Here is a 25,926-nt window from a genome sequence, read left to right as displayed (position 1 = left end):
TCGATTTTCCGGGCCTTGCGTTCGGAAAAAAGCCGATTGCGGAAAACTCACCCGCCGCCGTCGATTTCACGAATGTACCCGCATTCTCGCGGTGGACGTGCGCGTGGACGCCCATTCCCCTCGGCCGGAACGGAAATCGGCGGCGGCGGGCGTTCTCGGACGCGATACTGCCATGGCCGCAGCCCTTTTCACCGGGCTGCGACCATGGCCATGGTCAGTAGATCTTGAGTGAACTCGCCTGGTCGTCGCCGCCGTGGGCGGAGGAACTGTCCGCGGGCATGTTGTGGCTGGTGCCCTTGTAATTCGCGTCCACCCACCAACGGGCCAGGCGGGTGCCCCGGTTGGCCCAGGACGACATCTCGTCATTGAAGCCGTAGTCCGACAGGTGCGCGATCGACGTGCCGGGAGAGCTCCACTTCAGCATGCGGCCGCCGTAGTTGCCGTCCTGCCACAGGCAGACCCAGCCGGACGGGCACTGGGAGAACGACATCGGCGTCACCGAGACGTCGGTGCCGTCGGGCATGTGCACCCACTGGCCATCCGCGCCGACCGTTCCACCCCGGGCGGTCAGCTGTTGTGCCAGCGGCGCGGACCCGGCCGTCGTGGCCGCGGATGCGGGTCCGGCAGCCATCGCGAACGCCACGGTTGTCGCGGCTACTGCCGCCGCGATATGAACGAATTTCATTGGTATTCCTCCCCTTATCCCGGGCGATCCTCGCCCGCGAACCAATCAAGAACATCACCTTGATCTTGTGGCGATGACCGCCGATCGGGTGGTTCTGGACCGGTCGGAATAGTCGGCTCCCGGGGTTTCCCTTTTGTACGATTTTTGGAGACAGATAGTCCCGCTGTTGCTGCGATAAATGCACAACGTGGGCCCCTCGAATGCGCGTCTCTGTTGTCGCAGGCGTTTCAATTGGACAGTTGGGCGCGATAGTCGGTCGCAGTGGACGCCTCGGAGAAGCGGCCCGCGAGCCAACCTTCGATGTCGCGCAGCGCGGCTTTGGCCATGCCGGTCGAACGGGAGGTGAAGCCGTGCCGTGCTTCCGGGTAGACCCGGAGGTCGATTTCGCCGCCGGCGGCCGACACCCGGGCCGCCATGGCCATGTTGTCCTCCAGCAGGATGTCGACGCTGCCGACGACCATCAGCAGTGGAGGCAGGCCGCGCAGGTCGCCGTAGACCGGGGAGATGTCCGGGGCGGTGCGGTCGGCCACCTGACCGGCGTAGGCCTGGATGAAGTACTCGTCGGCGATCAACCGGCCCGCCGGGGTCAGGCCGCTCAGGTCGTACGTGCCGAACTGCAGCACGGCACCGGCGAACGAGCCGACGACCCCGCGCTCGCGCAGGCGCAGCAGCGTCGTCATGGCAAGCGTGGCTCCCGCCGAAAAACCGCCGAGCGCCAGCCGTTTCGTGCCGAAGCGAGCCTCGGCGTGCTCCAGGAGCCACAGTGCCGCTGTTTCGCAGTCGTCGGGCGCGGCCGGCCAGGGATGTTCCGGAGCGAGCCGGTAGTCCACGCTCACGACGACGATTCCGAGAGCGTCCGCGAGCTGCTGGTTACGCGCGTCTCCGTGCGCCGCCATCCCCAGATAGAAGCCACCGCCGGAGATGTCCAGGTAGACGCCGCGCGGCACGGTGCCACCGGGAGCGAGGATCCTCACGGGCACTCGCCGGCCGCCGGCTTCGACTACCTGCTCGACAGCCGACGAGTCAGAAGGTGAAGAGGCTGCGGCCCGCTTGGCTCGTGCCTCCAGCAGCTCGTCGAAGGTGCTCGGGCCTCTCGCGCCCCCCGACGCGGCGTTGGCCGCCCGGGATTCTTCGACGTGCGCCGCGAGCTCCGTGTTGATGAGACTCTTCAATCCCCACTGCATAAGCGTTCCCCAGTGTTCTGTGTGATCCGGCATCAGCCTGCGACCTCGTGTCGCACTTTGTCACAGCGGGCGGCGCAGCCCGTCCAGCACGAGGGTGATGACATCGTCGGCCTCGGCCCGCCAATCGGGGCGGTCATGGGCCGCGCCGATGCCGTGCAGGGCCATCATCACGGCCCCGGCATTCACGTCGTCGCGAACGGTGCCGTCCCGCACGGCGGCGGCCACCAGGTCGGTGACAGCCTGCTCCAGTGCCCGGCTGCCTTCGGCGAGGGCACCCGAGCGGGTGGCCATGAGCGTGGCCAGCGTCCGGGCCAGGCCTTCGTGGGTGGCTATGTGGTCGACCATGCCGCGTAGGAAGGTCGCCAAAGCCTCCGCCGCCGGCAGCGCGGTCCGCAACTGGCGGACACGGTCGCACAGCGCGGCGATCTCGCCGTGGTAGACCGCCTCGGCCAGTGCCTCCCGGGTGGGGAAGTGGCGGTACAGCGTGCCCGTGCCCACCCCGGCCAGGCGGGCGAAGTCATCAAAGCGCAGGTCGAAGAAGCCGCCGGCGTCGAAGACTTCCCGGGCCGTGGCGAGCAGGGCGTCACGCTTGCGCTGGGCGTCGGCCCGCAGCGGCTTGGGGGCGGTCATGCGCTACCTCGCGTTGACAAGTGGAGATGACCTCCATATTCTTTTTGAAAGTGGAGATTTCCTCCAGATCGATCGTATCCCACGAGGTGCAGCGTGAAGATCCTGATGTTCGGCCGCGGCGTGATCGCCACGGTGTACGGCTGGGCCCTGGAACAGGCCGGGCATGACGTCGAGTTCTACGTCCGGCCGGGCCGCGCGGCGGCGTACGGGGACGCGGTGGACCTCGACCTGATCGATACGCGGCGCCGGGTGTGGGGGCAGCGCGTCGTCGAGAAGTGGCCGGTGCGCTACCGCGAGGCGCTGGAGCCGGACCACGACTTCGACCTGATCGTGCTGAGCGTGCCGCACCACCGCCTCGCGGAGGCGACGGCCTTCCTGGCCCCGCGTGTCGGCCAGGCCACGGTGCTGGTCTTCGGCAACGTCTGGACCGAGCCGCCGGCCGCGATCGGTGACCTCCCCGCCGACCGGATCGCCTGGGGCTTTCCCCAGGCCGGTGGCGGTTTCGGCGCGGACGGCGTGCTCCGTGGGGCACTGCTGCCGTCGGTCATCTTCGGCACCCTCGGCCGGCCCCCGACCGACCGGGAGCAGGCCGTGCGCCAGGCGTTTCGCGAGGCCGGGCTCCGGATCAAGGAGCGGCCTGACTTCCGCGGCTGGCTGTGGGTCCATTTCGTGTCGGATGCCGGCCTGTTGTCGCAGGGCCTGCGGCTGGGTTCCCTGTCCAAACTGGCCGGGGCGAGGGGCGACCTGCGCGAGGGGCTGTTGGCCGGCCGGGAGCTGCTGCCGCTCCTCCAGGCGCGCGGCCTTGACCTGCGACGGCACCGGGGCGGTGTGCTGCTGTTCCGGGCGCCCGTCTGGCTGACGGCACCCGTGCTCGCCTGGCTGACCGCTCATGTCGCGCTCGCGCGCGTGAGCTTCACGGCGCACTCCGACCCCGACGCCGAGGAGCCGCGCGAGGTCTGCCGGGACACCCTGGCCGAAGCACGACGGCTGGGCATCTCGGTACCGCGACTGGAAGCGGCGGAACCGCACTTCGCCCGCGAGGGGACGGGTCGAGGCTGAATCCGCCGGTGTTGCCGGTCCCGGTGGTCCGTCGCGGCTCCTTCTGCCGTTCACACACGGCTTTTCGCTGTCCTGCCGCTATCGCCTGTCCGTGACGTCGTGGAAGGAAAACGTCATGACTACCGCCGAGAAGCACGAGTTCCCCATGGCCCGTACGTGCCCGTTCGCGCCGCCGCCGGCGTACGAAGAGATCCGCGAAGAAGAGCCAGTCTCGCGGGTTCGGCGTCCCGGCGGCCGGACGAGGAGCGCTTCCTGATCGCCATGGACCCGCCCGACTCGGTGTCGCTGCCGGTTCCGTCGCTGGTGATCTGCGAGATGCCGGGTGTGCCCTACGCCGACCATGTGTTCTTCCAGGAGCACACGGTGAAGGTGGTCAAGCAGTCGACGCCGCCCGAGGAGCGGTGGGCGGCCATGACGGCCATCCAGGGCTACATGGCCGGCCTCATCGCGGAGAAGGAAAAGAACCCACCGGACGACCTGCTCGGGCGGCAGATCGTCAAGCTGCGCGCGGACGGCGCCTACTGGCGGACGGCACTGACCGGCATGGGCCGCGACGACCGCGCGACATCCCACACGGCAACAGCGTCATCCTCGCGCCCGGTTGATCGCATCGCCCCATGCTACGAGCAGCAGGATCCTCAACGCCCTGGTTTCGGTGTTGATGGATTGCCGGAGTCCGGCTCGGCGGCGTCGGCCCGCGTGACTCAGTAACCTGGCCGCCATGGTCCAGATCCGCTATCCGGAAAGAGGACGACGTCGATGAATCCCACCGTCGCAGTTGTGGGCCCGGGGGCGATCGGCACCACGGTCGCGGCGGCGCTGCACGAGGCCGGCCGCACCCCGGTGCTCTGTGGCCGCACGGCTCGCGAGCGCCTGGAGCTGCAGGACGCCGACGGTCTTGTCGTCGTGCCGGGTCCGGTGCGGATCGATCCGGCGCGGACCGAAGAGAAAGTCGATCTGGTCTTCCTTGCCGTCAAATCGACACAAGCCGGCGCGGCGGCGCCGTGGCTGGCGGCGTTGTGCCATCCGGGCACCGTCGTCTGCGTTCTGCAGAACGGCGTCGAGCAGGAATCGACCGTCGCGCCCCACGTCCCCGGCGGCCCGGTGCTGCCCGCGGTCGTGTGGTTCCCGGCGCAGGTCCAGCCCGGCGGTTCGGTGTGGCTGCGCGGCGAAGCCCGCCTGACCCTGCCGGACGTGCCGGCGGCCCGCGTGGTGCTCGAGGCCCTGCGCGGCACCCGGTGCTCGGTCGACCTGGCCGTGGACTTCACGTCCGTGGCGTGGCGCAAGCTGCTCCAGAACGCGGTCGCCGGGTTGATGGTTCTCAGCGGCCGCCGGACCGGCATGTTCGGCCGCGCCGACATCGCCCGGCTGGCCCTGGCCTACCTGCGGGAGTGCCTTGCGGTCGCCCGGGCCGAAGGCGCGGTCCTCGGTGACGAGGTGCCGCAAGAGATCGTCGACGGTTTCCAGGCCTACCCGGCCGACATGGGAACCTCCATCCTCGCCGACCGGGAAGCCGGCCGGCCGCTCGAATGGGATATCCGCAACGGTGTTGTCCTGCGGCGCGGCCGGGCCCATGGCCTCCCGATGCCGATCAGCGACGTGGTGGTGCCGCTGCTGGCGTCCGCGAGCGACGGACCCGGCTGACTCCCGATCGCGAGCTGCCCGGCCAGCCGCCCCGTGCCGCCGCGGGAGATCAGGCCGCGGCCGCTAAGCCGGGCGGACGCTGTCCAGCGCCGATTCCAGCGCCGGGTGGACTTCCAGCACGGTGTCGAGGTGCAGCAGGCTGATCGGGCGCAGCAGCCCGCGCTGCTCGGTGACGACGCGGAACGGGATCCCGGACTCCTCGGCGCGGGTGCGGATCTCGAGCAGCACCGCCAGCCCGCTGGAGTCGCAGAACGGCACCTCGGCGAGGTCCGCGACAAGTGCCTTCGGCCCGAGGCCGAGTTCCACCGCGAGCCGGTCGCGCAGCAGGCCGGAGACGGCGGCGTCGATGTCGCCGGAGACCGAGACGATCGTCGCGCCGGGGGTGGTGGCCACGTTCACCGCGAGCGCCGGCGGCCGGCCCGCTCCGGTCGTCGCGGGTGTTCCGAGGTCTTCGGTCACAGGGGCCCTTTCGGAAAGAGTGCGGGCCCGGCCGCGTCGCACGCCGGCACGGGCCCTGGTCCCCGGCGCGAAAACGGTGGGGGACACGGGATTGTGACGGCTATTCTCTTAACCGCGGTGCCCTGACGTTAACAGGCACGCGCGGCGCGGGCAGCGTGAGCGTTCTTCAGACCCTGCTCTTCAAACCCGGGGCGGCCCGGCGTCGACGACTTCCAGCGACAGCTCCAGCGGGTCGAAGTGGATGAGCGACTCCATCCACCAGGTCATCCCCGCCTCGGCCAGCGCACTCAAATCGATGGTCGGGGGCTCGTCCCAGGCCGGGCTCGCGTTGCCGGCCACGGCGACGTCGAACGGGCGGCCGGCCGGACGGACCCGGGTGACCAGCCGTGCCAGCTCTTCCGGCGCGGGCGGGTGCGGGCCGGAGTTGGGGAAGAAGCCGTCGCTCGCGGCGGCTCGGTCCAGCACGTGCGGATGGGTGGTGGACGCGGCCGTCCAGACCGGGATCGGTTGTGGCGCCGCCGGTTCCAGCGTCACCTGGTAGTGCTCGCCGTGATGGCGCACCTCGTCGCCGGACAACATGGCGCGCAGCACTTCGAGGCCTTCGTCGAACCGCGACGAGCGCTCGGCGAGCCCGCCGGGTTCGCCGAACCGGCTGAAGTCACCGGACTCGTCGGACCCGAGCCCGGTGCCGAGGACCAGCCGCCCGCCGGAGAGTCGGCTGACGGTGGCCGCCTGCCGCGCGACGCCCCACGGCCGCCGTCGTGCCAGCGGCGTGACCATCGGGCCGAGCCGCAGCGTCGTGGTCGCCTGCGCGATGGCGGCGAGTGTGGTCCACGTATCGGCGATCGGCATCGCGTCGGCGACGAGGTGGTCCCACAGGAACACCCCGTCCCACCCGGCCGCCTCGGCCCGTACCGCCAGGTCGACGAGCACCGACGGCTCCCCGAACGGCCCGAACGGCGGCAGGTACACGCCGTGGCGCACAACGCTCACTGGTCTCCTCCTCGTGGTGGGTGCGAGCGAAGATAACCGCGGTGGCGCGGGGGAGCTGAATTGGCCCCTCGCTGGGGCCCGCCGCCGGTCCGTCTGCCAACTATCCTCAAAGGACTTGAGTACGCGAACCCGGGCCACAGTCGCGCGGCGCGTGAAGACTGCGGAGGCGCCGGGTGGGGAGTTCTCCTTGGTGTGTCGCCGAAGTCCGATCGAGTGTCAGGCGCCGGTGATGGCGTTGCCGTTCTCGCGCCGGGTCCGGCCAGACGAGGTGGGACCGTGCCCCGCCGTGCCCCGCAGCCTCGGGATCTCCGCAGCCCTGGATCGCCGGGTCCGGCGTGCACGTCATCGAGTGACCTCCCCGGTCCCGAACACGGGCCAGCCGATCTCCGTCCGCCACCGCGTCTCGTCCGGCGTGTCATGGCGGCCGGTCAGGTAGTACTCGCGGATCGGGCCGTCGAGGCCCAGCGCGTGTTCGGCGACGTACCCGCCGAGGGCGCCGTAGGCCCGGTCGATGTCCTCGTGGCCGCCGGTGTGCACCGTTACGGCCAGCTCGGCGGCGGGCACGGTGAACGGCACCACCCGGCCGGTCGGGCGCACCGGGCCGCGGCACGGGACGAACACCGTGCTCGCGCCGTGCTCGTCCGCGAACAGCTCGGTGGCGTAGATCCCGCCCGCGGGGCCGGCCTCGGCCAGGCCCTGCGCGGCCAGCGTCGCCCGCAGCTCGCCGATCGCGCCCTGGAACCACGGCGTGGCGTCCGCGAGGTCGATCTCCGCGCGCACGGCCGCCGCGGGGGTGGCGGGCACGGTCCGGAGCGTGATCTCGATCGGCGCCGTCCCGGCCGGGTCGCGCAGCAGGTCGCGCAGGGACGCGACGGCGTCCCGGGTACGGGCGAGGTTGCCCTCCAGCCGGTCGAGGTGCGCGGCGATCAGGGTGTTGCGGGCCGCGACGTCGGGCGCGGCGAGCACCGCCTGGACCTGCTCCAGCGGCATGTCGAGGCCGCGGAACCGGCGGATCACCTGTGCGGTGGGGATCTGCTCGGTGCCGTAGTACCGGTAGCCGGTGCGCTCGTCGACGTCGGCGGGCACGAGCAGGCCGATCCGGTGGTAATGGCGCAGCGTCTTCACGCTCAGGTGTGTCGCCCGGGCGAAGTCGCCGATCACGAGGGAGGACCGCATACCGCCAGTCTGCCGCCTCCCCCTGGGGGAGAGTCCCGTCCCGGAACGCGGGTTGCGCCTCCCCGCGCGGGACGCCCGAACGTGGTCTTCGCCGCCGGCCGCCCGGGCCGGCCGTGAGAGAAGGGAACACCACCGTGGCCACCGAGCTCACCGGCGTGATCGCCGAGCACATCGCCGCCGTCAACGCCTTCGACACCGACGCGATCGTCGCCACGTTCGCCGAGGACGCCTACGTCAACGACAACCACCGCGAATTCACCGGCCGGGCCGCGATCCGCCGCTGGGTGGAGCGGGAGATGGTGGGGGACAAGGTCACCATCGACGTGCGAGAGGTGGCCGGCCACTACGGCGACACCATCGTCCGCGGCGCCTACGACGGCACCTACGACAAGACGAACCTGCCGGACGAGGTGATCCTGTCCAACTACTTCAGCGTGCGGGACGGGAAGATCGTCAGCCTCGTCGTGATCAACAACCGCCCGGCCGGGTACTGATCTTCGAGCTCGTCCCGGTGAGCGGCGACCGAGTTCGCGGACAAAGCGCCTGAACGACGCGAAACGCTTGGGGGGTAACAAAAGGATCTTGTCACCGGCGGGGTGGTCTGTTTGTGTCGGGAGCGACCCCCGGTCACGGCCGCCAGCGTGGCCCGGGACGGCGCTGTTTCCCGCCCCATCCCCGAGCGAAACGAAGGAAAACCATGCCGCGCTTGAGAAGAGTGCTGTATACCGTGACGGCCGCGGCGGCGGCCGTCACGATGGTGACCGGCCCGGCGACGGCCGCGCCACCGACCGTGCGCGAGTGGCTCACCCAGCCGGGCGTCACCACGCCTGCGGACACGCAGCTGAGCTGGCAGACCCCGGCGGCTTCGGGGGCGACGACGATCCGGCTGGACCCGAACGTCAAGTTCCAGACCGTGTCCGGCTTCGGCGCGGCCATCACCGACTCCGCCGCCCACGTGCTGTACGGCCTCGCGCCGGCCGCCCGCGACGAGGTGATGAAGAACCTGTTCGACCCCGTGGCCGGGGCGGGCATCAGCTTCCTGCGCCAGCCCATCGGCGCGTCCGACTTCGCCGTGGGCCAGGACTACAGCTTCGACGACGTGCCCGCCGGCCAGGCCGACTATTCGATGAAGCACTTCTCCATCGCCCACGACGAGGCCCAGATCCTGCCGCTGGTGCGCCAGGCGGAGAAGCTGAATCCTCAGCTGCGGATCGTCGCGAGCCCGTGGAGCATGCCGGGCTGGATGAAAACCGGCGGCTCGATGATCGACGGGAAGCTGATCGACTCGCCGCGGATCTACCGGGCCTACGCGCTGTACCTGGTGAAGTTCCTGCAGGCGTACCAGAGGGCCGGCGTGCACGTGGACTACCTGACCGTGCAGAACGAGCCGCAGGCGCTGGAGCGCAAGAACTACCCGGGCACCGACCTGTCCTGGCAGCAGGAGGCGAAGGTGATCGAGGCGCTCGGCCCGGCCATCCGCGCGGCCGGGCTCGACACGAAGATCCTCGGCTTCGACCACAACTGGACCGAGCACCCCGGTGACATCGCGTCGCACCAGCGCGCGGGGGAGGACCCGCAGCCGGAGTACCCGTACGACCTGCTGGCCACGGACGCCGCGAAATGGATGGCGGGCACCGCCTACCACTGCTACTACGGCTCGCCGGACGCCCAGACGCCGCTGAAGGCCTCGTACCCGGGCAAGGACGTCTTCATGACCGAGTGCGAGGGCGGCGACTCGTCCACGATCATCGGCGTGATGCAGAACTGGGGCCGCAGCTCGATCGACTGGAACATCGCGCTGGACGAGAACCACGGCCCGCACCTCGGCGGCTGCGGCACCTGCAACGGCACCGTCACGGTGAACTCGCAGACCGAGGCTGTGAGCTACAACGACCAGTACCGCGACATCGAGCACTTCTCGAAGTTCGTCCCGCCGGGCGCGGTGCACATCGCCGCGTCGGTGGTCTACACGAGCGGCACCAGCACGCCGATCCAGGCGGTCGCGTTCACGAACCCCGACCGCTCGACCGCGCTCGTCGCGCTGAACACGGCGAAGACGGCGCAGACGTTCACCGTCGTCTCGGGGAACCGGTCGTTCGACGCGACCGTGCCCGCGGGCGCGACCGTGACGTTCCAGTGGGGCGGCCGCTGAGCCGCGCACGGGGAATCTCCACCCGAGGTCCACCCGCAACCCGTTGCTGAGTCACCAAGACCTAGGTTACGGTGACCTACGTGTGGATCGAGGTCTTGCTGCTCGCCAAACTGGCCAAGCAGCCGTTGCACGGCTATGAGCTGCGCAAACAGGTCGAGGAGTCGAGTGGGCGGGCGCTGTCCAACAACTCGCTCTACCCGGCGCTGCGCCGGTTCGCCGAGGCCGGCGCGGTCACCCGGGCCGCCGAGCCGCAGGAGGGCAAGCCGCCGCGGCACATCTACACGATCACCGACGTCGGGCGGGAACTGCTGCACGACATGCTCGCCGACCTTCCCCCCGACCTGGCCGCCGATTCCGCCGAGTTCCTGGCGCGGCTGGCCAGCTTCCGCTGGCTGGCGCCGGACGAGCGGGCCGCGGTGCTCGACGCCCGCGTGGCCGCGCTGGTCGCGCAGGGGGACCGGATGGCCAAGCTGGCCGCGGCGCAGCAGGACCCGTGGAGCCGGCTGGTGCTCGACGAGGTCGGCCGCCGCCTGGCCGACGAACAGGACTGGCTCGCCACGCTGCGTGCGCGGGCCCGGAAACCCTTACCGGAGGAGGAACTTCGATGACGACCACGGAGCGCGCGCCGCAGTTGCCGTTCGAGCGGCCGAACGTGCTGGACATCGCGCCGCTGTACCGGGTGCTGCGGCGGGAGGGCCCGCTCGTGCGCGTGACCACGCCGGCCGGCGACCCGGCCTGGCTGGTGACCGCCTTCGAACAGGCGCGGGAAATCTTTGCCGACGCGCGCTTCGGCCGCTCGCACCCGGCGCCGGAGCAGGCTTCGATGATTTCGGACGCCGCGGTGCTGGCCGGCCCGCAGGGCGAGTACGAAACCGAGCAGGCGAGCCACGCGCGGCTGCGGAAGATCCTCGTGCCCGCCTTCTCCGCGAACCGCATGCGCCGCCTCGGCGACCACATCCAGGAGCTGGCCGACCGCTGCCTCGACGACCTGGCGGCGGCGCACGACGCGGCGCCGGGCGAGCCGGTGAACCTGCACGAGTACCTGTCGTTCCCGTTGCCGGTGCTGGTGATCTGCGAACTGCTCGGCGTGCCGTACGAGGACCGGGCCAAGTTCCGCGACCTGTCCGACCGCGTCGGCGTGCTCGACAGCGGCGGCGACGCGCAGGTGGCGATGGACGAGTTCGCCGCGTACATGGGCGAGCTGGCCGACGCGAAGCGCGCCGAGCCGGGCCAGGACGTCGTCTCCGACATGGTGGCCGCGCAGGCCGACGACCCGACGTTCACCGACGACGACCTCGCGCGCCTCGCCGCGGGCCTGCTCTTCGCCGGCCACGAGACGACGTCGAACCGCATCGACCTCGGCGCGCTGCTCCTGCTCACGGACCTGAGCCGGCGCGACGCGCTCGTCGCCGACCCCGAAGGGCGCGTGCACAACACCGTCGAGGAGATCCTGCGGGTGTCCGCGCCGGGCGGGCTCGGCCTGCTCCGCTACGCCCACGACGACGTCGAGATCGGCGGCGTCACCATCCTGGCCGGCGACGCCGTGATCATCTCCACCGCGTCGGCGAACCGTGACGACTCGGTGTTCGCCAACCCCGACGAGTTCGACGCGGACCGCAAGCCCAACTCCCACATTTCCTTCGGCTACGGCGGGTTCTTCTGCATCGGCGCCAGCCTGGCCCGCACCGAGCTGCGGGTCGTGTTCAGCAGCCTGTTCCGGCGTTTCCCCGGCATGCGCCTGGCCGTGCCCGCCGAGGAGCTGGACGTCCGGTCGAACCGGCTGACCGGCGGCGTCGCGAGCGTGCCCGTCATCTGGTGAGCCACTCCGGCCGTGACCACAGTGGACGCTCCGGCTGAGTGTCCACTGTGGTCACGGTCATTCGGCTCCGGCCGGGGTCAGCAGGTCCTCGAAGCCGAGGCGGCGGAAGAAGTCCGCGCGGACACGGTCGCCGAGGTCGAAGACCGGCTCCGCGCCGTCGTGCATCGGGTCGACGTGCACGCGGAACGGGCGGCGGCCCTTCGCCCACGTCGACGACGCGCACGATCTCGCGGGCGACCTCGGCCGGGTCGGCGTCGGGCGGGGCGAGTTCGGCCTGGCGCGCCGGGATTTCCTCCATGATCCCGGCGTACAGCTCGTCGTAGGCCCGCTCCACCTCGGCGTCGGCGGCGTGGCCGGCGTGCGCGTAGTGATTGGTGCCCGTGGTGAACGCACCCGGCACGATGATGCTGGTGTCCACGCCGAACCGCGCCAGCTCGGCCGCGTAGCTCACGGCGAGCGCGTCTTCGGCGGCTTTCGCGGCGAAGTACGGGGCGAGGTGCGGCGGCACGCCGCCGCGGCTGCTGCTCGAGCCGACCCACACCACGAGCCCGTCGCGCTGGCCCCGCAGATGGGGGAGAGCGGCGCGGTTGACCCGCTGGGTGGACAGCACGTTGGTGTCGTACACCTGCGCGAGCTGCTCCACGGTGAAGGCCTCGGCCGGGCCGAGCACCATGTGCCCGGCGTTGTGGATGATCACGTCCAGCCGGCCCGCCTCGTCCAGCAGCCGGCGGATCGCGGCGTCCACCGAGGACTGGTCGGAGACGTCCATCTCCAAGGCGTGCAAGGAAACCGAGTGCTCACGGGCGTAGTCCGCCAGCTCGGTGACGGCGGGCGCGTTGCGGCCGGCGGTGGCCCGCATCCCGGCGTAGACGGTGTGGCCGGCGTCGGCCAGGGCGCGGGCGGTCATGGCGCCGAACCCGCTCGACGCCCCGGTGATCACGATGGTCTTCGACATGACGTTTCTCCTTACCTGAAAGGGTTTTCCCGGGAAATCAGATGACGCCGCCGTTGGTGTAGAGCACCTGGCCGTTGACCCAGCGCGCCGGGCCGGCGAGGAACGCGACGGTCTCCGCGACGTCCTCGGGCACGCCGAGGCGCTCCAGCGGCGCCATCTTCGCGAGGCGCTCGACGGTCGCCTCGACCTTGCCGTCGAGGAACAGCGGGGTGGCGGTCGGGCCGGGCGCCACGGCGTTCACGGTGATGTCGCGGCCGCGCAGTTCGCGGGCCAGGATCAGGGTGATCGCGTCGACCGCGCCCTTGGTGGCCGCGTAGCCGGTGTAATCGACCAGGCCGATCTTCACCACCGAGGACGAGAAGTTGATCAGCGCGCCCCCGCCGCGCAGGCGTCGCGCGGCCTGCTGGTCGACCACGAACGTGCCGCGGACGTTGGTGCGGTGCATGCGGTCGAAGTCGTCGAGGTCCAGCTCGGCCAGCGGGGCCAGGATCATCACACCCGCGGTGTGCACGACCACGTCGACGCCGCCGTAACGCTGCTCCGCCGTGTCGAACAGGGCCGCGACCTGCGTCTCGTCGGCGACGTCCGCCTGCGCGGCGCTCGCCGTGCCGCCCGCACCGGTGATGGCCTCGACGACCTCCTCGGCGCGGGCCGGGTTGCCGGCGTAGTGGACGAGCACGCTCATCCCGTCGGCGGCCAGCCGCTGCGCGACCGCGCGGCCGATCCCGCCGGACCCACCGGTGACGATCGCGACGCGGGTGTTCTCGGTGCTGCTCATGGCCTGTTCTCCTTCCGAACGCCGTATCGGCGTTTCGTTCTTCTGATAGCGAAGTTACGTCCTGGGCCGTATTCGCGCTAGTGGTTCTGCGTATCAGCGCTATGATCTACGTAACATCGCTACGCTGAGTGGATATCTGCGCTAGTCTGGCGGCCATGGACGTGCGATTGCAGATGCTGGAGGCGGCGGAGAAGCTGCTCGACGCCTCGCCGGACCGCGACATCTCCACGCGGGCCGTCTGCGAGGCCGTCGGGGTCGGCGCGCCGATGCTGTACCGGTTGTTCGGGGACAAGAACGGCCTGCTCAGCGCGGTCGTCGACCATGGATTCGACCGTTACCTCGCCACCAAGCGGGCCGCGGAGCCGTCCGCGGACCCGGTGGCCGACCTGAAGGCGGGCTGGGACACGCACGTCGCCTTCGCGAAGGCGCACCCCGCCGTCTACCGGCTGATGTACTCGCCGAGCTTTGTCGACGTGCCAAGCGCGGCGCAGGAGGCCCTGCGGTTGCTGCGCGAGGTGCTGGTGCGCTGCGCCGCGGTGGGGCGCCTGCGGATCGACCCGGACGTCGCGGCCCAGCGGATCATGGCGGCGAACATCGGCGTCGCGCTCAGCCTGGTCAGCCAGCCGGGCACTTACACGGACCCCGACCTTTCGCCCCGCGTGCGCGACGCGATCCACGACAGCCTGCTGATCCCTGTCGGCAAGGGCGCCGCGAAGCCGGCCGACGCGCCGCTGTCCGGTGCCGCGTTGCAGCTCGTCGCGCTGCTGCGCACCGAGCCGACTGCGTTGGGGGAGCAGGAGACGCAGCTGTTGCTGAAGTGGCTCGAAAGCCTGGCCACACCTTCAGGGAAGTGACAATCGTTATCAGGTAGGCTCCACGAAAGTGGTCGTGTCACGCGCGGACAGCCGCCGCTCCGGCGGCTACGCTGCGCGGCTCGACGGAAACGCCGCGTAGCGCCGCCCGGTCCCGGGCCGGTGCGCGTCGCGGCGTGGACCCTGAGCTGTGGAGGTCTGGTCATGAAGAGCGGCATCGCGGGCAAGGCGGCGGGACTGGTGGTGACCGGTCTCGCCGGGGCCGCCGCGTACGACGGCGTCAAGCGGATCGCCCGGTCGGGTGCTTTCCGCTCCGCCACGGTCTCGGTCACCGCGTGGGGGCTCAAGGGCGCCCGCGCCGCGGAGACCGGCGCGGAAAAGGTCCGCCTCGCCACGGCCGACATCGTCAGCGAGGCCCGCGGCCGCGCCGGCGAGCAGGCCCCGATCCCCGGCACCCCCGCCGGCCACGGCCACGAGCACTGAGATGCCCGCCGCGAACGGCTTCGCCGGGACTGGCGGTGGGGGAGTTGGTGCGATGGGCGCCGGGACTGCGGCTGGGATGGGCGGTGCGACCAGCTGCGGGGGAGCTGCCGCGGCGAGCGCTGGGGCTGCGGCTGGGGCTGGGGCTGGGGCAACTGCTGCGACGCCTGCCGGGGCAGCCGCCACGACGGATGCCGGGGTAGCCGGGACGACTGCGGGGAAAGCCTCCGTGGCAGCCGCTGCGACGGGTGCTCCGGCGGCTTGCATGACCGCAGAGGGAGCTGCCGGGGCAAGTGCCGCGACGAGCGCTGGGAAAGCCGCCGCGACGCCGCTGGGGGCTGCCGCAGTGACGGGTACCGAGAGCGCGGCTTGCACGACTGCGGACGTGGCGGCCGGGACAACTGCCGCGACGAGCGCTGGGAAGGCGGCTGCGGCAACCGATGGGAAAGCCGTCGCGACGGTAGCCGGAAGTGCCGCAGTGACGACCGGCGGGAAAGCTGCCGCGACGGCAGCTGGGAACGGCGCTGCGGGGGCGGCTGGGAACGGCGCCGCGGGGGCAGCTGGGAAAGCCGCCGCGACGACCGTGGCAACTGGCGCCGTGACGACTGGCGGGAAAGCCGCTGCGACGACTGGCGGGAAAACCGCGGTGGCAGCGGCCGGAAATGCTGCCGTGACAACAGCCGTCACGGCAGCAGGGGCAGCGGCCGGGACGGCACTGTCGCAAGTGGACTCCACCGGGCCGCGCGAGACGCGACACGGCGAGCGGCGAGACAGCGAGCCGCGAGACAGCGACCTGTGGGTCCTCTCCGACGCGGCCGGGCGGGTGCGGTTGCGGGCCCCCGCGCTGCGGGGCTCGGCGGCGCGGGCGGTCGCGGTCGAGGACGCCGCCGATCACGTCGCCGGGGTGCGGCAGGTGCACGCGTACCCGCGGACCGGCAGCGTGGTCGTCTGGTACGACGCCGAGCGGTGTGACCGGGCCGGGCTCGTCGCGGCGGTCCGGGGCGGGCTGGCCGCGGATCCGTTCCCGGCGCCGGCGCGCACGCCGCGGTCGGCGGACGTGCGCAACGCCGACCTGGTGCGTTTGGTCGCCGGTGGCGTCGCGCTCGCTGTGCTGGGGTTGCGCCGCTACGGCCTGCGCCGTCCGCCGATGCTCGGTGCGGCCGGGCGCGCGGCGGCCACCGGCGTCACGGTCTTCACCGGTTACCCCTTCCTCCGCGGCGCCTTGCGCTCCCTCGCGGGCGGCCGCGGCGCGGGCACCGACGCGCTGGTGTCCGCCGCGACCGTGGCGAGCCTGGTGCTGCGCGAGAACGTCGTCGCGCTGACCGTGCTGTGGCTGCTGAACATCGGCGAGTACCTGCAGGACCTCACCCTCCGCCGCAGCCGCCGCGCCGTCTCCGAGCTGCTGACCGGTGCGCGCACGCGGGTCTGGGTGCGCCACGCCGGTGCCGTCGAGTCGCAAGTGGACATCGCGGACCTGGTGCTGGGGGACGAGGTCGTGCTGCACGAGCACGTGGTGCTGCCGGTGGACGGCGTGGTCGTCGACGGTGACGGGATCGTGGACCAGGCCGCCGTCACGGGTGAGCAGCTGCCGGTCACGGTCACCGTGGGCACCGCCCTGCACGCCGGGTCGGTGCTGCTGCGCGGCCGCCTCGTGGTGCGCGCGACGGCGGTCGGCGCCGACACCGCGATCGGGCGGATCATCCGCCGGGTCGAGCAGGCCCAGGAGGACCGCGCGCCGATCCAGACGGTCGCCGACACCTTCTCGCGCCGCTTCGTCCCGGCGTCGTTCGCCTTGTCCGCGTTGACCTTGCTGGTGACCCGCGACATCCGGCGCGCCATGACGATGCTGCTGGTCGCCTGCCCGTGCGCGGTCGGGCTCGCCACGCCGACCGCGATCAGCGCGGCGATCGGCAACGGCGCCCGCCGCGGCATCCTGGTCAAGGGCGGCGCGCACCTCGAGGCCGCCGGCCGCGTCGACGCGATCGTGTTCGACAAAACCGGCACGCTGACCCTCGGCCGCCCGGTCGTCACCAACGTGATCTCCTTCGACGAGGCCTGGACGCCCGAGGACGTGCTGGCCCACGCGGCCAGCTCGGAGATCCACTCGCGGCACCCGCTGGCGCAGGCCGTGATCCGCTCCACCGAGGAGCGCCGGATCCGCATCCCGCCGCACGAGCAGTGCGAAGTCCTGCTGGGCCAGGGCATGCGCGTCGCGAGCGACGGCCGGGTGCTGCTCATCGGCAGCGCCGGCCTGCTGCGCGGCGAGGGCGTCGAGCTGCCCGAGGCCGCGACCCAGTGGGTCGGACGGCTCCGCCAGGCCGCCGAGACGCCGTTGCTGCTCGCGGTCGACGGCCGGCTGACCGGCCTGGTCTCCCTGCGCGACACCGTCCGGCCCGAGGCGCGGGAGGTGCTGGCCGCCCTGCGGGCCGACGGCGTCCGGCGCGTCGTCCTGCTCACCGGCGACCATCCGGAGACGGCCGCCGCCGTCGCCGCGGAGCTGGGCATCAGCGAGTTCCGCGCGCAGGTGATGCCGGAGGACAAGCAGGACGTCGTGCGGCAGCTGCAGGCCGAGGGGCACGTGGTCGCGGTGGTCGGCGACGGCACCAACGACGCCCCCGCGCTCGCGCTGGCCGACATCGGCATCGCGATGGGCGTCGGCGGCACCGACGTCGCCGTCGAGACCGCGGACGTCGCCCTCGCCGCCGACGACCTGCGCGCGCTGCTCGCCCTGCGCGACCTCGGCCGCCGCGGCGTCACCCTGATCCGGCAGAACTACGGGCTGTCCATCGCGGTCAACACCGTGGGCCTGCTGGTCTCGGCCGCGGGCGCGCTGTCCCCGGTGGTCGCGGCGATCCTGCACAACGCGTCGTCGGTCGCGGTGGTGGGCAACAGTTCGCGGCTGATCCGCTACCGCATTCCCCGCGAGGGCCGGGCGGAAGGCTGACTCGCCCGAGGCGACCGGCCCCGCGCGCTGAGCCGTGACCGGGACCGGGCTAGCTCTGCTCGATCCGGACCATGTTGCCCGCGGGGTCGCGCACGGCGGCGTCGCGAGCGCCCCACGGCTGGCTGACGGGCTCCTGCACCACGTCGGCGCCGGGCGCGCCGGCGGCCTTCTCGAAGGTCTCGTCGAGGTTGTCGCTGCTGAACTGGAGCGGGCGCAGCTCGCCCTTCGCGAGCAGCGCGGCGAGGGCGTCGCCGTCCTCCTTCGAACGGCCGGCGTGCGGCTGGGACAGCACGATCTGGATTTCGGGCTGACTGATGGTCGTGAGGGTGATCCAGCGGAACCCGCCCTGGGAGACCTCGTTGCGCACGGTGAGCCCGAGCGTGTCGCGGTAGAAGGCGAGCGCGGCGTCGGGGTCGTCGACGAGGACGTGCACGTGGCTGATGGAAACGGTCATGGGCACCGACGCTAGCCGGAAGGGGGCCCGGGCGCTTCTCCGAAACTGATCGGCGCTAGTCCTCCGCCAGTACGAGGTCGAGCAGGCCGGGAAAGCGGGCGTCGAACTCCTTGCGGCGCAGGCGGTTGTAGCGGCGGGGGCCGCGGTCGAGCTGTTCGAGCAGGCCCGCGGCGCGCAGCACGGAGAAGTGGTGGCTGGCCGTCGCCTTGGACACCGGCAGGTCGAACGTGCCGCAGGCGCGCGTGAAATCCGGCTCGCCCGACACCTCGCGCAGGATCGAACGGCGCACCGGATCCGAGAGGGCCTCGAGCGCCTGCTGCAGCGTGACGTCGGCCGGCTCCGTGTGGACCAGCGTCCGGGCCATCGCGGCTCCCTCCGCTCGACATGTTCGACCCTGATCGTACACTGGGCAGTGTTCGAGAATCATCTAACAGTTTAGGAGTGGTGTCATGCCGGAAATCGCCGTCGTCACCGGGGCCAGCCGCGGGGCGGGCAAGGGGATCGCGATCGCGCTGGGGGAGGCGGGCGCGACCGTGTACGTCACCGGGCGCAGCCAGTCGGCCGGCGACTCGCCGCACGGCGGGACGATCGCCGAGACCGCCGCGCTCGTCACCGAGGCCGGCGGGAAGGGCATCCCGGTCGCGGTGGACCACGGGGACGACGACGCCGTGGCCGCGTTGTTCGCGCGCGTCGCCGAAGAGCAGGGCCGGCTGGACATCCTGGTCAACAACGCCGCGAACTTCGCCGGCTCGCCGCGGCCAGGCGGGTTCTGGGAGAAGCCGCTCGCGACGGCGGACCTGATCACCGTCGGCCTGCGCTCGCACTACGTCGCGAGTTACCACGCCGCGCCGCTGCTGATCGCCAACGGCCGCGGGCTGATCGTCAACACCGGCCACTACGGCGCGGTCGCCTACTACCAGAACCCCGCGTACGGCGCGCAGAAAGCAGGCGCCGACAAGATGGCCGCGGACATGGCGAAGGAGCTGCGGCCGCACAACGTCGCCGCCGTCTCGATCTGGATGGGCGGCCTCGACACGGAGCGCTCACGCGAGTACATCGCGTCGCTGCCACCCGAGCAGCGCCCCACCGCCCGCCGCGAGTCGCCGCAGTTCACCGGCCGGGTCATCGCCGCGCTGTACGCGGGCGACGTCATGCACTACTCCGGCCGCGCGCTCATCGGCGCCGAGATCGGCGCGCGCCTCGGCGTGACCGATGTGGACGGTGGCGCCCCGCTCTCGCTGCGTTACGAACTGGGCGGGCCGCCCGAACTCCATCCGTCCCTGCGCTGAGAAGTCCCTACGCGCTCTGCCGGCGGCCGTCCTCGTCGAACCGGGCTTGCGTGGCGAGGATGTCGGTGGCGTTGTCGCGGAGCCAGTAGAAAAGCGTCGACAGCGACTCGCCGGTGCCACGCCCGAGCGGGGTCAGCCCGTAGCTCACCTGCGGCGGGGTGGTGGCCTCGACCGCGCGCCACACCAGCCCGTCGCGGACCAGGGTGCGCAGCGTCTGCGACAGCATCTTTTCGCTGACCCCGTCGATCGCACGGCGCAGCTCGAAGAACCGCAGTTCCTTGTCCCGCAAGGCGATCAGCACCCACACTCCCCAGCGGCTGGTGACGTGGTCGAGCACCGTGCGCGCCGGGCAGTCGGTGTGAAACACCTCATAGCCGTCCGCTTCGGAGCGCCCCGTGAACTGCGTCCATTCCTCCATGTCGTGAGCTTACTTCGAAGTGCGTCCTTACCGTCCGGTCACGCGCTTCCTAACGTCGTGGCCAATGCGGAACCGACGGAGGAGAACGGGAAGATGATCGTGGTGACAGGGGCGACCGCCGGCATCGCGCGCCGGCGCGCGGACTTGGCCGAGCCGGAGAGCCTCCGGCCGGTCCTGGACGGCGCGGACACGCTGTTCCTCTTCCCACATGGCCCGGCCGACGCGCTGGTCGCCGTCGCGAAGGCCGGGGGAGTGCGAAGGATCGTGCTGCTGTCCTCGCAGGGCGCCGGCACCAGGCCTGACGCCTGTTTCACCGGGTTCGAGCGGGCCGTGCGGACGGCCGCCGCACCCTTCGGGGACGTCGCCCTCCCGTTCGTCGACCCGGCCGACGTGGCCGAAGTGGCGGCGGAGGTGCTGCTCGGCAACGGGCACGCGGGCCGCGTCTACGAGCTGACCGGCCCGGCGCCGCTCACGCCGCGGCAGCGCGCGCACGCCATCGGCGATGCACTGGGCACGGCTGTGCGCTTCCTCGAGCAGAGCCCGGCTGACGCGCGTGCCGGGATGCTGACGCAGGCGACCGGCCCGATCGCCGACGCGACGCTCGCCTTGCTCGGTGACCCGCTGCTCGCGGAACAGCGCGTCAGCCCCGACGTCGAGCGGATCCTGGGCCGCCCGGCGCGGCCGTTCTCCGAGTGGGCCGCGCGTTCCGCCGCGGCCTTCGCGTAGGGGGCGCGACGTGCCGACGACCCGCGTACTCGATTCGACGATGTTCCACCGCGAGACCGGAGCCGGCGCGCCGATGGTGTTCCTGCACGGGAACCCGACCTCGTCGTACCTCTGGCGGCACGTGCTGCCCGCCGTCGGCGAGCCCGGCCGGTTGCTCGCACCGGACCTGATCGGCATGGGCGCGTCGGGAAAACCGCCGCTCGCCTACACCTTCGACGACCACGCCCGGTACCTCGACGCCTGGTTCGACGCACTCGGCCTCGACCAGGTCGTGCTCGTCGGCCACGACTGGGGCGGCGCGCTCGCGTTCGACTTCGCCGCCCGCCACCCCGGCCGCGTCCGCGGGCTCGCGTTCACCGAGACGATCGTGAAAGCCATGGCGTGGCAAGAGTTCCCGGCCGGCGGCCAGGAGCTGTTCCGCGCGCTCAAGACCCCGGGCCGCGGCGAACAACTGGTCCTCGACGACAACAGCTTCCTCCGCGACTCGCTGCCGGCCTCGACGCTGACCGGCCTGACCGCCACCGACCTCGAGGCCTACCTCCACCCGTACCCGACGCCCGAAACCCGTCGGCCCCTGCTGAGCTGGGCCCGTTCGATGCCGCTGGGCGGCGAGCCCGCGGACGTCGTCGCCCGGGTGGACCGGTACGTCGCCTGGCTGGCGGCCAGCCCGGAGGTGCCCAAGCTGCTGGTCACTTTCGAACCCGGCCCGGGCGCGATGCTGGGGCCGCGCCTGCATGCGTGGTGCGCCGAGACCTACGCGAGCCTCGAAGTGGCCCACCACCCGGTACCCGCCGGGCACCACACTCCCGAGGACCGGCCCACCGCGCTCGCCGCCTCACTCACGAACTGGGCCGACGCGCACGGTCTGCGCCAGATCCGCCCCTAGCGCGGGTGGGCTGGACCGGCCGCTTTCCTGTATGCGGAGCGTGGTGTGCACGCGGTCCGGACCTTGTGCCTGTGTACGCGGTCCGGACCGGCCGTTTTGTGCATGCGGTGCGGACTGTGTGCCGCGCGGTGGGGACCGTGTGCCGTGCGCGCGCGGTGCGGGCCGCCGCTTTGCGCGCGCGGGTTCGGGCCACTGCCTTGGTTTGTGCGCGCGGTGGGGACCGGCTGCCTTGTGTTTGTGGGTTCGGACCACCACCCGCTTTGTGCGCATGGTTCGGACTGCCCGCCGTGCGCGCACGATTCGAGTCGCGCACCTGGTGCGGGCGGTCCCGGCCGGGTGCGAGCGGTCCTGGTCGCCCACCTGGCGCACGCGGGCCCGGGCCGGCTCCGGCTCGCGTCACTTCCGCTGGAATGCCGGTATTGCCACCCCGGCCTGGGCCAGCGTCACTTCCGTCGGCACTGCCGCCCCGGCCCGGGCTCGCGTCACCTCCGCCGAAACGCCAGCACCGCCGCCCCAGCCCCGGCCTGCGTCACTTCCGCCGGTAGTTCAGCACCACCGTGCCGTGCTCCAGCGTCCGCGTGCCGGTCAGCTCGAACGCGACCGGCGAGAAGTCCGTACGGAACAAGGGAATCCCGGCGCCCGCGACGATCGGGTACACCTTGAGCACCAGCTCGTCGATCTCCGGCAGCAGTTGCCCGGCGAGCTCGCTGCCGCCGATCAGGTAGATGTCCCCGGCCGGCTCCTCGCTCGCCTCGGCCTTGAGCTCGCGGACCTTGGCGAGCGGGTCGCCGTCCACCAGTTCGACCGCGGGGTCCGGGCTTTCGGTGATGCTGCGCGACACGACGTACTGGCGCAGGTGCGTGAACGGGCTGGTCACGCCGGCCTCCAGGGCCGGCTCGTAGGTGCGCCGGCCCTGGATGCCGACGGCGAAGTGCCGGTTCGGCGCGTCGATGCCCAGCTGCGCCCGGATGTGCGTGGGCAGCGTGTCCGGGTACTCGGTGGTGATGAACTCGACCACGTCGGGCGTGACCGGGTAGAAGTCGGCCGTCCCGTCCGGCGCGGCCAGGTAACCGTCGAGTGATATTCCGACGTAATAGATCAGCTTGCGCATCCTAGGCCCCATTTACTGCGTTTGTAGTGGTATCAAGGTCATACCACTACAAGCGGAGTAAAAAGGACATAGGGTGTGGGCCGCGTGAGGCAGAACCTGCGACGCCGGATCAACCTCGTCGACGCGGCGCTGGAGGTGCTGGCCCGCGACGGCGCCCGCGGCCTGACCTTCCGGGCGGTGGACGCGGAGGCGCGATTGCCGCTGGGCACCGCCTCGAACTACTTCAGCAGCCGGGACGTCCTGCTCACCCAGGCCGGCATGCGGGCGTACGACCGGCTGACCCCGGACCCCTGGACGGCCGGGTCGCTGCTCGAAGTCGGGCAGGACCGGACTATCGCGGCGCGGCTGGTGCGGGTCTTCGTCGAGCGGCTCACGCAGTCGCGCTCGGTCTGCCTGGCGCTCCTGGAGCTGCGGCTCGAGGCGGTGCGGCGGCCGGAGCTGCGCTCGGTGCTGACCGACCGGCTGCAGGAAGACCTGGACGCGAACGCCACCTTTCGCGAAGACGGGACCCGGCCCGGCGACGCGACCGCGGCCATGCTGCTCTACCTGGCGCTGAACTGGCTGGTCGTCGAGCGCCTGACCCTGCCGGAGCTGATCACCGAGGATCAGGCGGCCGCACTGGTCACGGCACTGGTGGAGCGGCTGCTGGGACCGCCAGCCGAGTGAGCAGCCCGGTCAGCGCGAGGCCCAGTGGCTGGTCCACGCGCACGTCCGCGTGGCTGTCGCCGCGGGTCTCGCCGCGGTTGACGATCAGCACGGGCTTGCCGGTTTTCGCGGCGTGGCGGACGAAGCGCAGGCCGGACATCACCGTGAGGGAAGAGCCGAGGACCAGCAGCGCGGCGGCCTCGTCGACCAGGCGGTAACAGCGCTCCACCCGTGCCCGCGGCACGTTCTCGCCGAAGAAGACCACGTCCGGCTTCAGCACGCCGGAGCAGGCCGTGCAGGGGACCAGGCGGAACGAGCGGACGGCGTCCTCGGCGAGCTCGGCGTCGCCGTCCGGGTTGATCCGGGTGGCGGTGCCGCCGAAACCGGGGTTGGCGGCGCGCAGCCGGGCGTCCAGCTCCTCGCGGGCGCTGGACCGGCGGCAGCCGAGGCAGACCACACGGTCGAGGTTGCCGTGCAGCTCGACGACGCCGGGGGTGCCGGCCGCGCGGTGCAGGCCGTCGACGTTCTGTGTGATCACCCCGGACAGGTGCCCGGCGGCGCGCAGGGCGGCGACGGCGCGGTGGCCGGCGTTCGGCGCCGCCCGCGCGATGGTCCGCCAGCCCAGGTGGCTGCGCGCCCAGTAGCGGCGGCGGCCGTCCTCGCCCGCGACGAACTCGCCGTAGGTCATCGGGGTGTGCCGGCGCAGGCTGCCGGACTCGCCGCGGTAGTCCGGGATGCCGGACTCGGTGGAGATCCCGGCGCCGCTGAGCGCCACTACCCGGCCGCCGGCCAGTACCCCGGCCACCTCGTCGAGGGTGCCGGTGCGCGGGAGTGGCTCCCCGGTGCCGGCCCAGGTCAACGTCGGTCGTGTGCGCACTCGGCCAGTTTACGTCCGGCTCGGCTCGGCCAGCTCGCGCTCGAGGTCCTCCAGGCTGCGGCCCTTCGTCTCCGGCATCAGCTTCTTGACGAACACGAACGCCAGCGCCGTCATCACGGCGAAGAACAGGAAGTTCAGCCCGGCGCCGAACTTGGCCAGCAGCGGCGGGAAGACCAGCGCGACGACCAGGTTGAACAGCCAGTTGAACACCACGCACAGCCCCACTGCGGCCGCTCGGACCCGCAGGGGGAACAGCTCCGGCAGCGCGACCCACTGGACCGGGCCCCAGGACACGGAGAACGACGCGACGTAGATCGCGATGCCCGACAGCGTCAGGCCGAGCAGCAGCGGGCCCTTGGTCATCCCGGCGAGGTTGGCCGCCGCCAGCAGGATCATCGCGCCGCACATGCCCAGCGCGCCGACGAGCAGCAGCGGCCGCCGCCCGGCGCGGTCGATCAGGCGCATCGCGGGCAGCGTCATGAGCATGTTGACGGCGCCGATGCCGACGTTCGCGAGGATCGCGCCGGAGGAGCCGAAACCGACGTTGGTCAGCAGCGTCGGGGCGTAGTAGATGATCGTGTTGATCCCGACGAAGTTCTGGAAGAACACCAGCAGCATGCCGACGGTGAACACCTTCCGCAGCCGGCCGCCGGTGAGCATGCGCAGCCGCAGCGGCTCTTCGTTCTCGGCCTGGGCGCGGGCGCCGGCGCGGATATCGGCCAGCTCGGCCTCGGCGACGGACTCGCTGCCGCGCAGCCCGGCGAGGACCTGCTTGGCGCCCGTTTCGTCGTGTTTGTTGACGGCCAGCCAGCGCGGGCTCTCCGGCTGGGTGTAGATCCCGGCCATGAGCAGCACGGCGGGCACCACGCCCAGCCCGATCATCCACCGCCAGGCGCCCGCGCCGGACAGCGCGTAGTCGGTGATGTAGGCGACCAGGATCCCGATCGTGACCAGGAGCTGCATCAGCGACGTGAGCTTGCCGCGGACCTCTTTCGGCGCCAGCTCGGACAGGTACATCGGCACCACCACCGACGCGATGCCGACGCCGATGCCCATCACGAACCGGAACGCCACCAGCAGCGGCGCGCCGCCCGCCAGCGCGGCGCCCAGGGTGCCGACGGTGAACACCGCGCCGGAGGCGAGGATCATCTTGCGCCGGCCCAGCGAATCGGCCAGCCGTCCGGCCAGCCCCGCGCCCGCCATCGACCCGGCGAGCAGGCCGGAGACGACCAGGCCCTGCACGATCGGGCTGAGCGGGATGTCGCGGTCGATGTAGAGCAGCGCGCCGGAGATCACGCCGGTGTCGTAGCCCCAGAGGATTCCGCCGAGCGCGCCGAAGAACCAGATGCCGAAGTTCGATTTCCGGTGTCCGTTCACCTGGTGATCATGGCCCGGTCACGGAACATTCGCAGGACGAGGCGCGATTTTCGGTGTGGGTCAAGGAAATCATGTGATTTTGGGACCGGGGTGATTCAGTTCCGGGATCACTGGGTACCCAGCGATCATGTGGTTGGCGTTGGGTACTCCGGTGTTCTTGATGGTCGGCGCCGTTCTGATGGAACGGGTCGAGCAGCACTGCGCCGAGGCCCCGGCGAGAGCTCGGGTTCGCGTGATGGAACCCGTGCCGGAGCGGGAGGCGCCGCGGCCGTTGGTGGTCGTGGGCGGCGCCGCAGTGTGGAGCTGATCCGCGGACCACAACGCACTTCCTGTTTTTCGTACGGCGCCTGGGAACGCCGCACGGGCGGCGGGA

Annotated in this window: 28 protein-coding genes; 14 read left to right on the top strand and 14 right to left on the bottom strand. The window is 71.6% G+C overall.

The features are described 5' to 3' along the window. Window positions 1-214 precede the first annotated feature (214 nt). From OG943_RS15255 to OG943_RS15245, 3 genes are all read right to left on the bottom strand, one after another. A complete protein-coding gene (locus OG943_RS15255; RefSeq protein WP_328610426.1) occupies window positions 215-685 on the bottom strand; it encodes a peptidase inhibitor family I36 protein in 471 nt (156 codons plus the stop codon). A gap of 227 nt (window positions 686-912) precedes the next feature. Continuing rightward, window positions 913-1,659: an alpha/beta hydrolase gene (locus OG943_RS15250; RefSeq protein WP_328610425.1), complete on the bottom strand. Its 747-nt coding sequence runs from the start codon at window positions 1,657-1,659 to the stop codon at window positions 913-915. Window positions 1,660-1,929: 270 nt separating this feature from the next. Next, window positions 1,930-2,499: a TetR/AcrR family transcriptional regulator gene (locus tag OG943_RS15245; RefSeq protein WP_328610424.1), complete on the bottom strand. Its 570-nt coding sequence runs from the start codon at window positions 2,497-2,499 to the stop codon at window positions 1,930-1,932. A gap of 93 nt (window positions 2,500-2,592) precedes the next feature. On the opposite strand from OG943_RS15245, the gene OG943_RS15240 reads away from it, so the two are divergent. The 3 genes from OG943_RS15240 (at window position 2,593) to OG943_RS15230 (ending at window position 5,202) form a co-directional block, all read left to right on the top strand. Beyond that, on the top strand, window positions 2,593-3,558 hold the full coding sequence (locus OG943_RS15240) for a ketopantoate reductase family protein (protein WP_328610423.1): 966 nt from the start codon (window positions 2,593-2,595) through the stop codon (window positions 3,556-3,558). 261 nt (window positions 3,559-3,819) lie between these two features. Then, window positions 3,820-4,269, top strand: a complete 450-nt coding sequence (locus tag OG943_RS15235) for a hypothetical protein (RefSeq protein ID WP_328610422.1) — start codon at window positions 3,820-3,822, stop codon at window positions 4,267-4,269. Between the two features lie 48 nt (window positions 4,270-4,317). Further along, window positions 4,318-5,202: an oxidoreductase gene (locus OG943_RS15230; protein WP_328610421.1), complete on the top strand. Its 885-nt coding sequence runs from the start codon at window positions 4,318-4,320 to the stop codon at window positions 5,200-5,202. Between the two features lie 63 nt (window positions 5,203-5,265). Here OG943_RS15230 and OG943_RS15225 read toward each other — a convergent pair whose 3' ends face one another. From OG943_RS15225 to OG943_RS15215, 3 genes are all read right to left on the bottom strand, one after another. After that, complete coding sequence (locus OG943_RS15225; protein WP_328610420.1) at window positions 5,266-5,661, bottom strand: STAS domain-containing protein; 396 nt, start codon at window positions 5,659-5,661, stop codon at window positions 5,266-5,268. Between the two features lie 180 nt (window positions 5,662-5,841). Next, window positions 5,842-6,654, bottom strand: coding sequence for an LLM class flavin-dependent oxidoreductase (locus tag OG943_RS15220; RefSeq protein WP_328610419.1), 813 nt, complete (start codon window positions 6,652-6,654; stop codon window positions 5,842-5,844). 342 nt (window positions 6,655-6,996) lie between these two features. Continuing rightward, window positions 6,997-7,830: a MerR family transcriptional regulator gene (locus OG943_RS15215; protein WP_328610418.1), complete on the bottom strand. Its 834-nt coding sequence runs from the start codon at window positions 7,828-7,830 to the stop codon at window positions 6,997-6,999. 134 nt (window positions 7,831-7,964) lie between these two features. Between OG943_RS15215 and OG943_RS15210 the strand changes: the two genes are divergently transcribed. From OG943_RS15210 to OG943_RS15195, 4 genes are all read left to right on the top strand, one after another. Further along, complete coding sequence (locus tag OG943_RS15210) at window positions 7,965-8,324, top strand: nuclear transport factor 2 family protein (protein ID WP_328610417.1); 360 nt, start codon at window positions 7,965-7,967, stop codon at window positions 8,322-8,324. 221 nt (window positions 8,325-8,545) lie between these two features. Beyond that, the gene (locus OG943_RS15205) at window positions 8,546-9,982 is read left to right on the top strand and encodes a glycoside hydrolase family 30 protein (RefSeq protein ID WP_328612070.1); all 1,437 of its coding nucleotides are present in this window, start codon (window positions 8,546-8,548) and stop codon (window positions 9,980-9,982) included. Window positions 9,983-10,062: 80 nt separating this feature from the next. Continuing rightward, window positions 10,063-10,590 (top strand): PadR family transcriptional regulator, encoded by a 528-nt coding sequence (locus tag OG943_RS15200; RefSeq protein ID WP_328610416.1) that lies wholly within the window; start codon window positions 10,063-10,065, stop codon window positions 10,588-10,590. After that, window positions 10,587-11,801 (top strand): cytochrome P450, encoded by a 1,215-nt coding sequence (locus tag OG943_RS15195; RefSeq protein ID WP_328610415.1) that lies wholly within the window; start codon window positions 10,587-10,589, stop codon window positions 11,799-11,801. The genes OG943_RS15200 and OG943_RS15195 overlap by 4 nt, the downstream gene beginning before the upstream one ends. On the opposite strand, the gene OG943_RS15190 is transcribed toward OG943_RS15195, so the two are convergent. After that, a complete protein-coding gene (locus OG943_RS15190; RefSeq protein ID WP_328610414.1) occupies window positions 11,791-12,756 on the bottom strand; it encodes an SDR family oxidoreductase in 966 nt (321 codons plus the stop codon). The genes OG943_RS15195 and OG943_RS15190 overlap by 11 nt on opposite strands. A gap of 37 nt (window positions 12,757-12,793) precedes the next feature. Then, the gene (locus OG943_RS15185) at window positions 12,794-13,534 is read right to left on the bottom strand and encodes an SDR family oxidoreductase (protein WP_328610413.1); all 741 of its coding nucleotides are present in this window, start codon (window positions 13,532-13,534) and stop codon (window positions 12,794-12,796) included. Window positions 13,535-13,689: 155 nt separating this feature from the next. Between OG943_RS15185 and OG943_RS15180 the strand changes: the two genes are divergently transcribed. From OG943_RS15180 to OG943_RS15170, 3 genes are all read left to right on the top strand, one after another. After that, a complete protein-coding gene (locus OG943_RS15180) occupies window positions 13,690-14,388 on the top strand; it encodes a TetR/AcrR family transcriptional regulator (protein ID WP_328610412.1) in 699 nt (232 codons plus the stop codon). 162 nt (window positions 14,389-14,550) lie between these two features. Beyond that, the gene (locus OG943_RS15175) at window positions 14,551-14,829 is read left to right on the top strand and encodes a DUF1490 family protein (protein WP_328610411.1); all 279 of its coding nucleotides are present in this window, start codon (window positions 14,551-14,553) and stop codon (window positions 14,827-14,829) included. 721 nt (window positions 14,830-15,550) lie between these two features. Further along, window positions 15,551-17,770: a heavy metal translocating P-type ATPase gene (locus OG943_RS15170; protein ID WP_328610410.1), complete on the top strand. Its 2,220-nt coding sequence runs from the start codon at window positions 15,551-15,553 to the stop codon at window positions 17,768-17,770. Window positions 17,771-17,819: 49 nt separating this feature from the next. On the opposite strand, the gene OG943_RS15165 is transcribed toward OG943_RS15170, so the two are convergent. Next, on the bottom strand, window positions 17,820-18,224 hold the full coding sequence (locus tag OG943_RS15165) for a VOC family protein (protein WP_328610409.1): 405 nt from the start codon (window positions 18,222-18,224) through the stop codon (window positions 17,820-17,822). Between the two features lie 55 nt (window positions 18,225-18,279). Next, on the bottom strand, window positions 18,280-18,588 hold the full coding sequence (locus tag OG943_RS15160; RefSeq protein ID WP_328610408.1) for an ArsR/SmtB family transcription factor: 309 nt from the start codon (window positions 18,586-18,588) through the stop codon (window positions 18,280-18,282). Between the two features lie 85 nt (window positions 18,589-18,673). Here OG943_RS15160 and OG943_RS15155 point away from each other — a divergent pair, with 85 nt between their 5' ends. Next, complete coding sequence (locus OG943_RS15155; RefSeq protein ID WP_328610407.1) at window positions 18,674-19,513, top strand: SDR family NAD(P)-dependent oxidoreductase; 840 nt, start codon at window positions 18,674-18,676, stop codon at window positions 19,511-19,513. A 7-nt stretch (window positions 19,514-19,520) separates the two neighbouring features. On the opposite strand, the gene OG943_RS15150 is transcribed toward OG943_RS15155, so the two are convergent. Then, entirely contained in the window at window positions 19,521-19,931 is a 411-nt protein-coding gene (locus OG943_RS15150) for a winged helix-turn-helix transcriptional regulator (protein ID WP_328610406.1), read from the bottom strand. Window positions 19,932-20,024: 93 nt separating this feature from the next. Here OG943_RS15150 and OG943_RS15145 point away from each other — a divergent pair, with 93 nt between their 5' ends. Then, window positions 20,025-20,657, top strand: a complete 633-nt coding sequence (locus tag OG943_RS15145) for an NmrA family transcriptional regulator (RefSeq protein ID WP_328610405.1) — start codon at window positions 20,025-20,027, stop codon at window positions 20,655-20,657. A gap of 10 nt (window positions 20,658-20,667) precedes the next feature. Continuing rightward, the gene (locus OG943_RS15140) at window positions 20,668-21,543 is read left to right on the top strand and encodes a haloalkane dehalogenase (protein ID WP_328610404.1); all 876 of its coding nucleotides are present in this window, start codon (window positions 20,668-20,670) and stop codon (window positions 21,541-21,543) included. A 529-nt stretch (window positions 21,544-22,072) separates the two neighbouring features. Here OG943_RS15140 and OG943_RS15135 read toward each other — a convergent pair. After that, window positions 22,073-22,654: a dihydrofolate reductase family protein gene (locus OG943_RS15135; protein WP_328610403.1), complete on the bottom strand. Its 582-nt coding sequence runs from the start codon at window positions 22,652-22,654 to the stop codon at window positions 22,073-22,075. An 84-nt stretch (window positions 22,655-22,738) separates the two neighbouring features. On the opposite strand from OG943_RS15135, the gene OG943_RS15130 reads away from it, so the two are divergent. After that, on the top strand, window positions 22,739-23,320 hold the full coding sequence (locus OG943_RS15130; RefSeq protein WP_328610402.1) for a TetR/AcrR family transcriptional regulator: 582 nt from the start codon (window positions 22,739-22,741) through the stop codon (window positions 23,318-23,320). Here OG943_RS15130 and OG943_RS15125 read toward each other — a convergent pair. Together OG943_RS15125 and OG943_RS15120 are read right to left on the bottom strand one after the other, a co-directional pair. After that, window positions 23,277-24,176, bottom strand: a complete 900-nt coding sequence (locus OG943_RS15125; protein ID WP_328610401.1) for an NAD-dependent protein deacetylase — start codon at window positions 24,174-24,176, stop codon at window positions 23,277-23,279. The two genes, OG943_RS15130 and OG943_RS15125, sit on opposite strands and share 44 nt — an antisense overlap. A gap of 9 nt (window positions 24,177-24,185) precedes the next feature. Continuing rightward, the gene (locus OG943_RS15120) at window positions 24,186-25,553 is read right to left on the bottom strand and encodes a sugar porter family MFS transporter (protein ID WP_328610400.1); all 1,368 of its coding nucleotides are present in this window, start codon (window positions 25,551-25,553) and stop codon (window positions 24,186-24,188) included. Window positions 25,554-25,926: the final 373 nt, after the last annotated feature.

It is taken from the genome of Amycolatopsis sp. NBC_00345 (assembly GCF_036116635.1).
Classification (GTDB): domain Bacteria; phylum Actinomycetota; class Actinomycetes; order Mycobacteriales; family Pseudonocardiaceae; genus Amycolatopsis.
The sequence above is the reverse complement of the archived record's forward strand: the minus strand, read 5'-3'. Positions and strand labels throughout refer to the sequence as shown.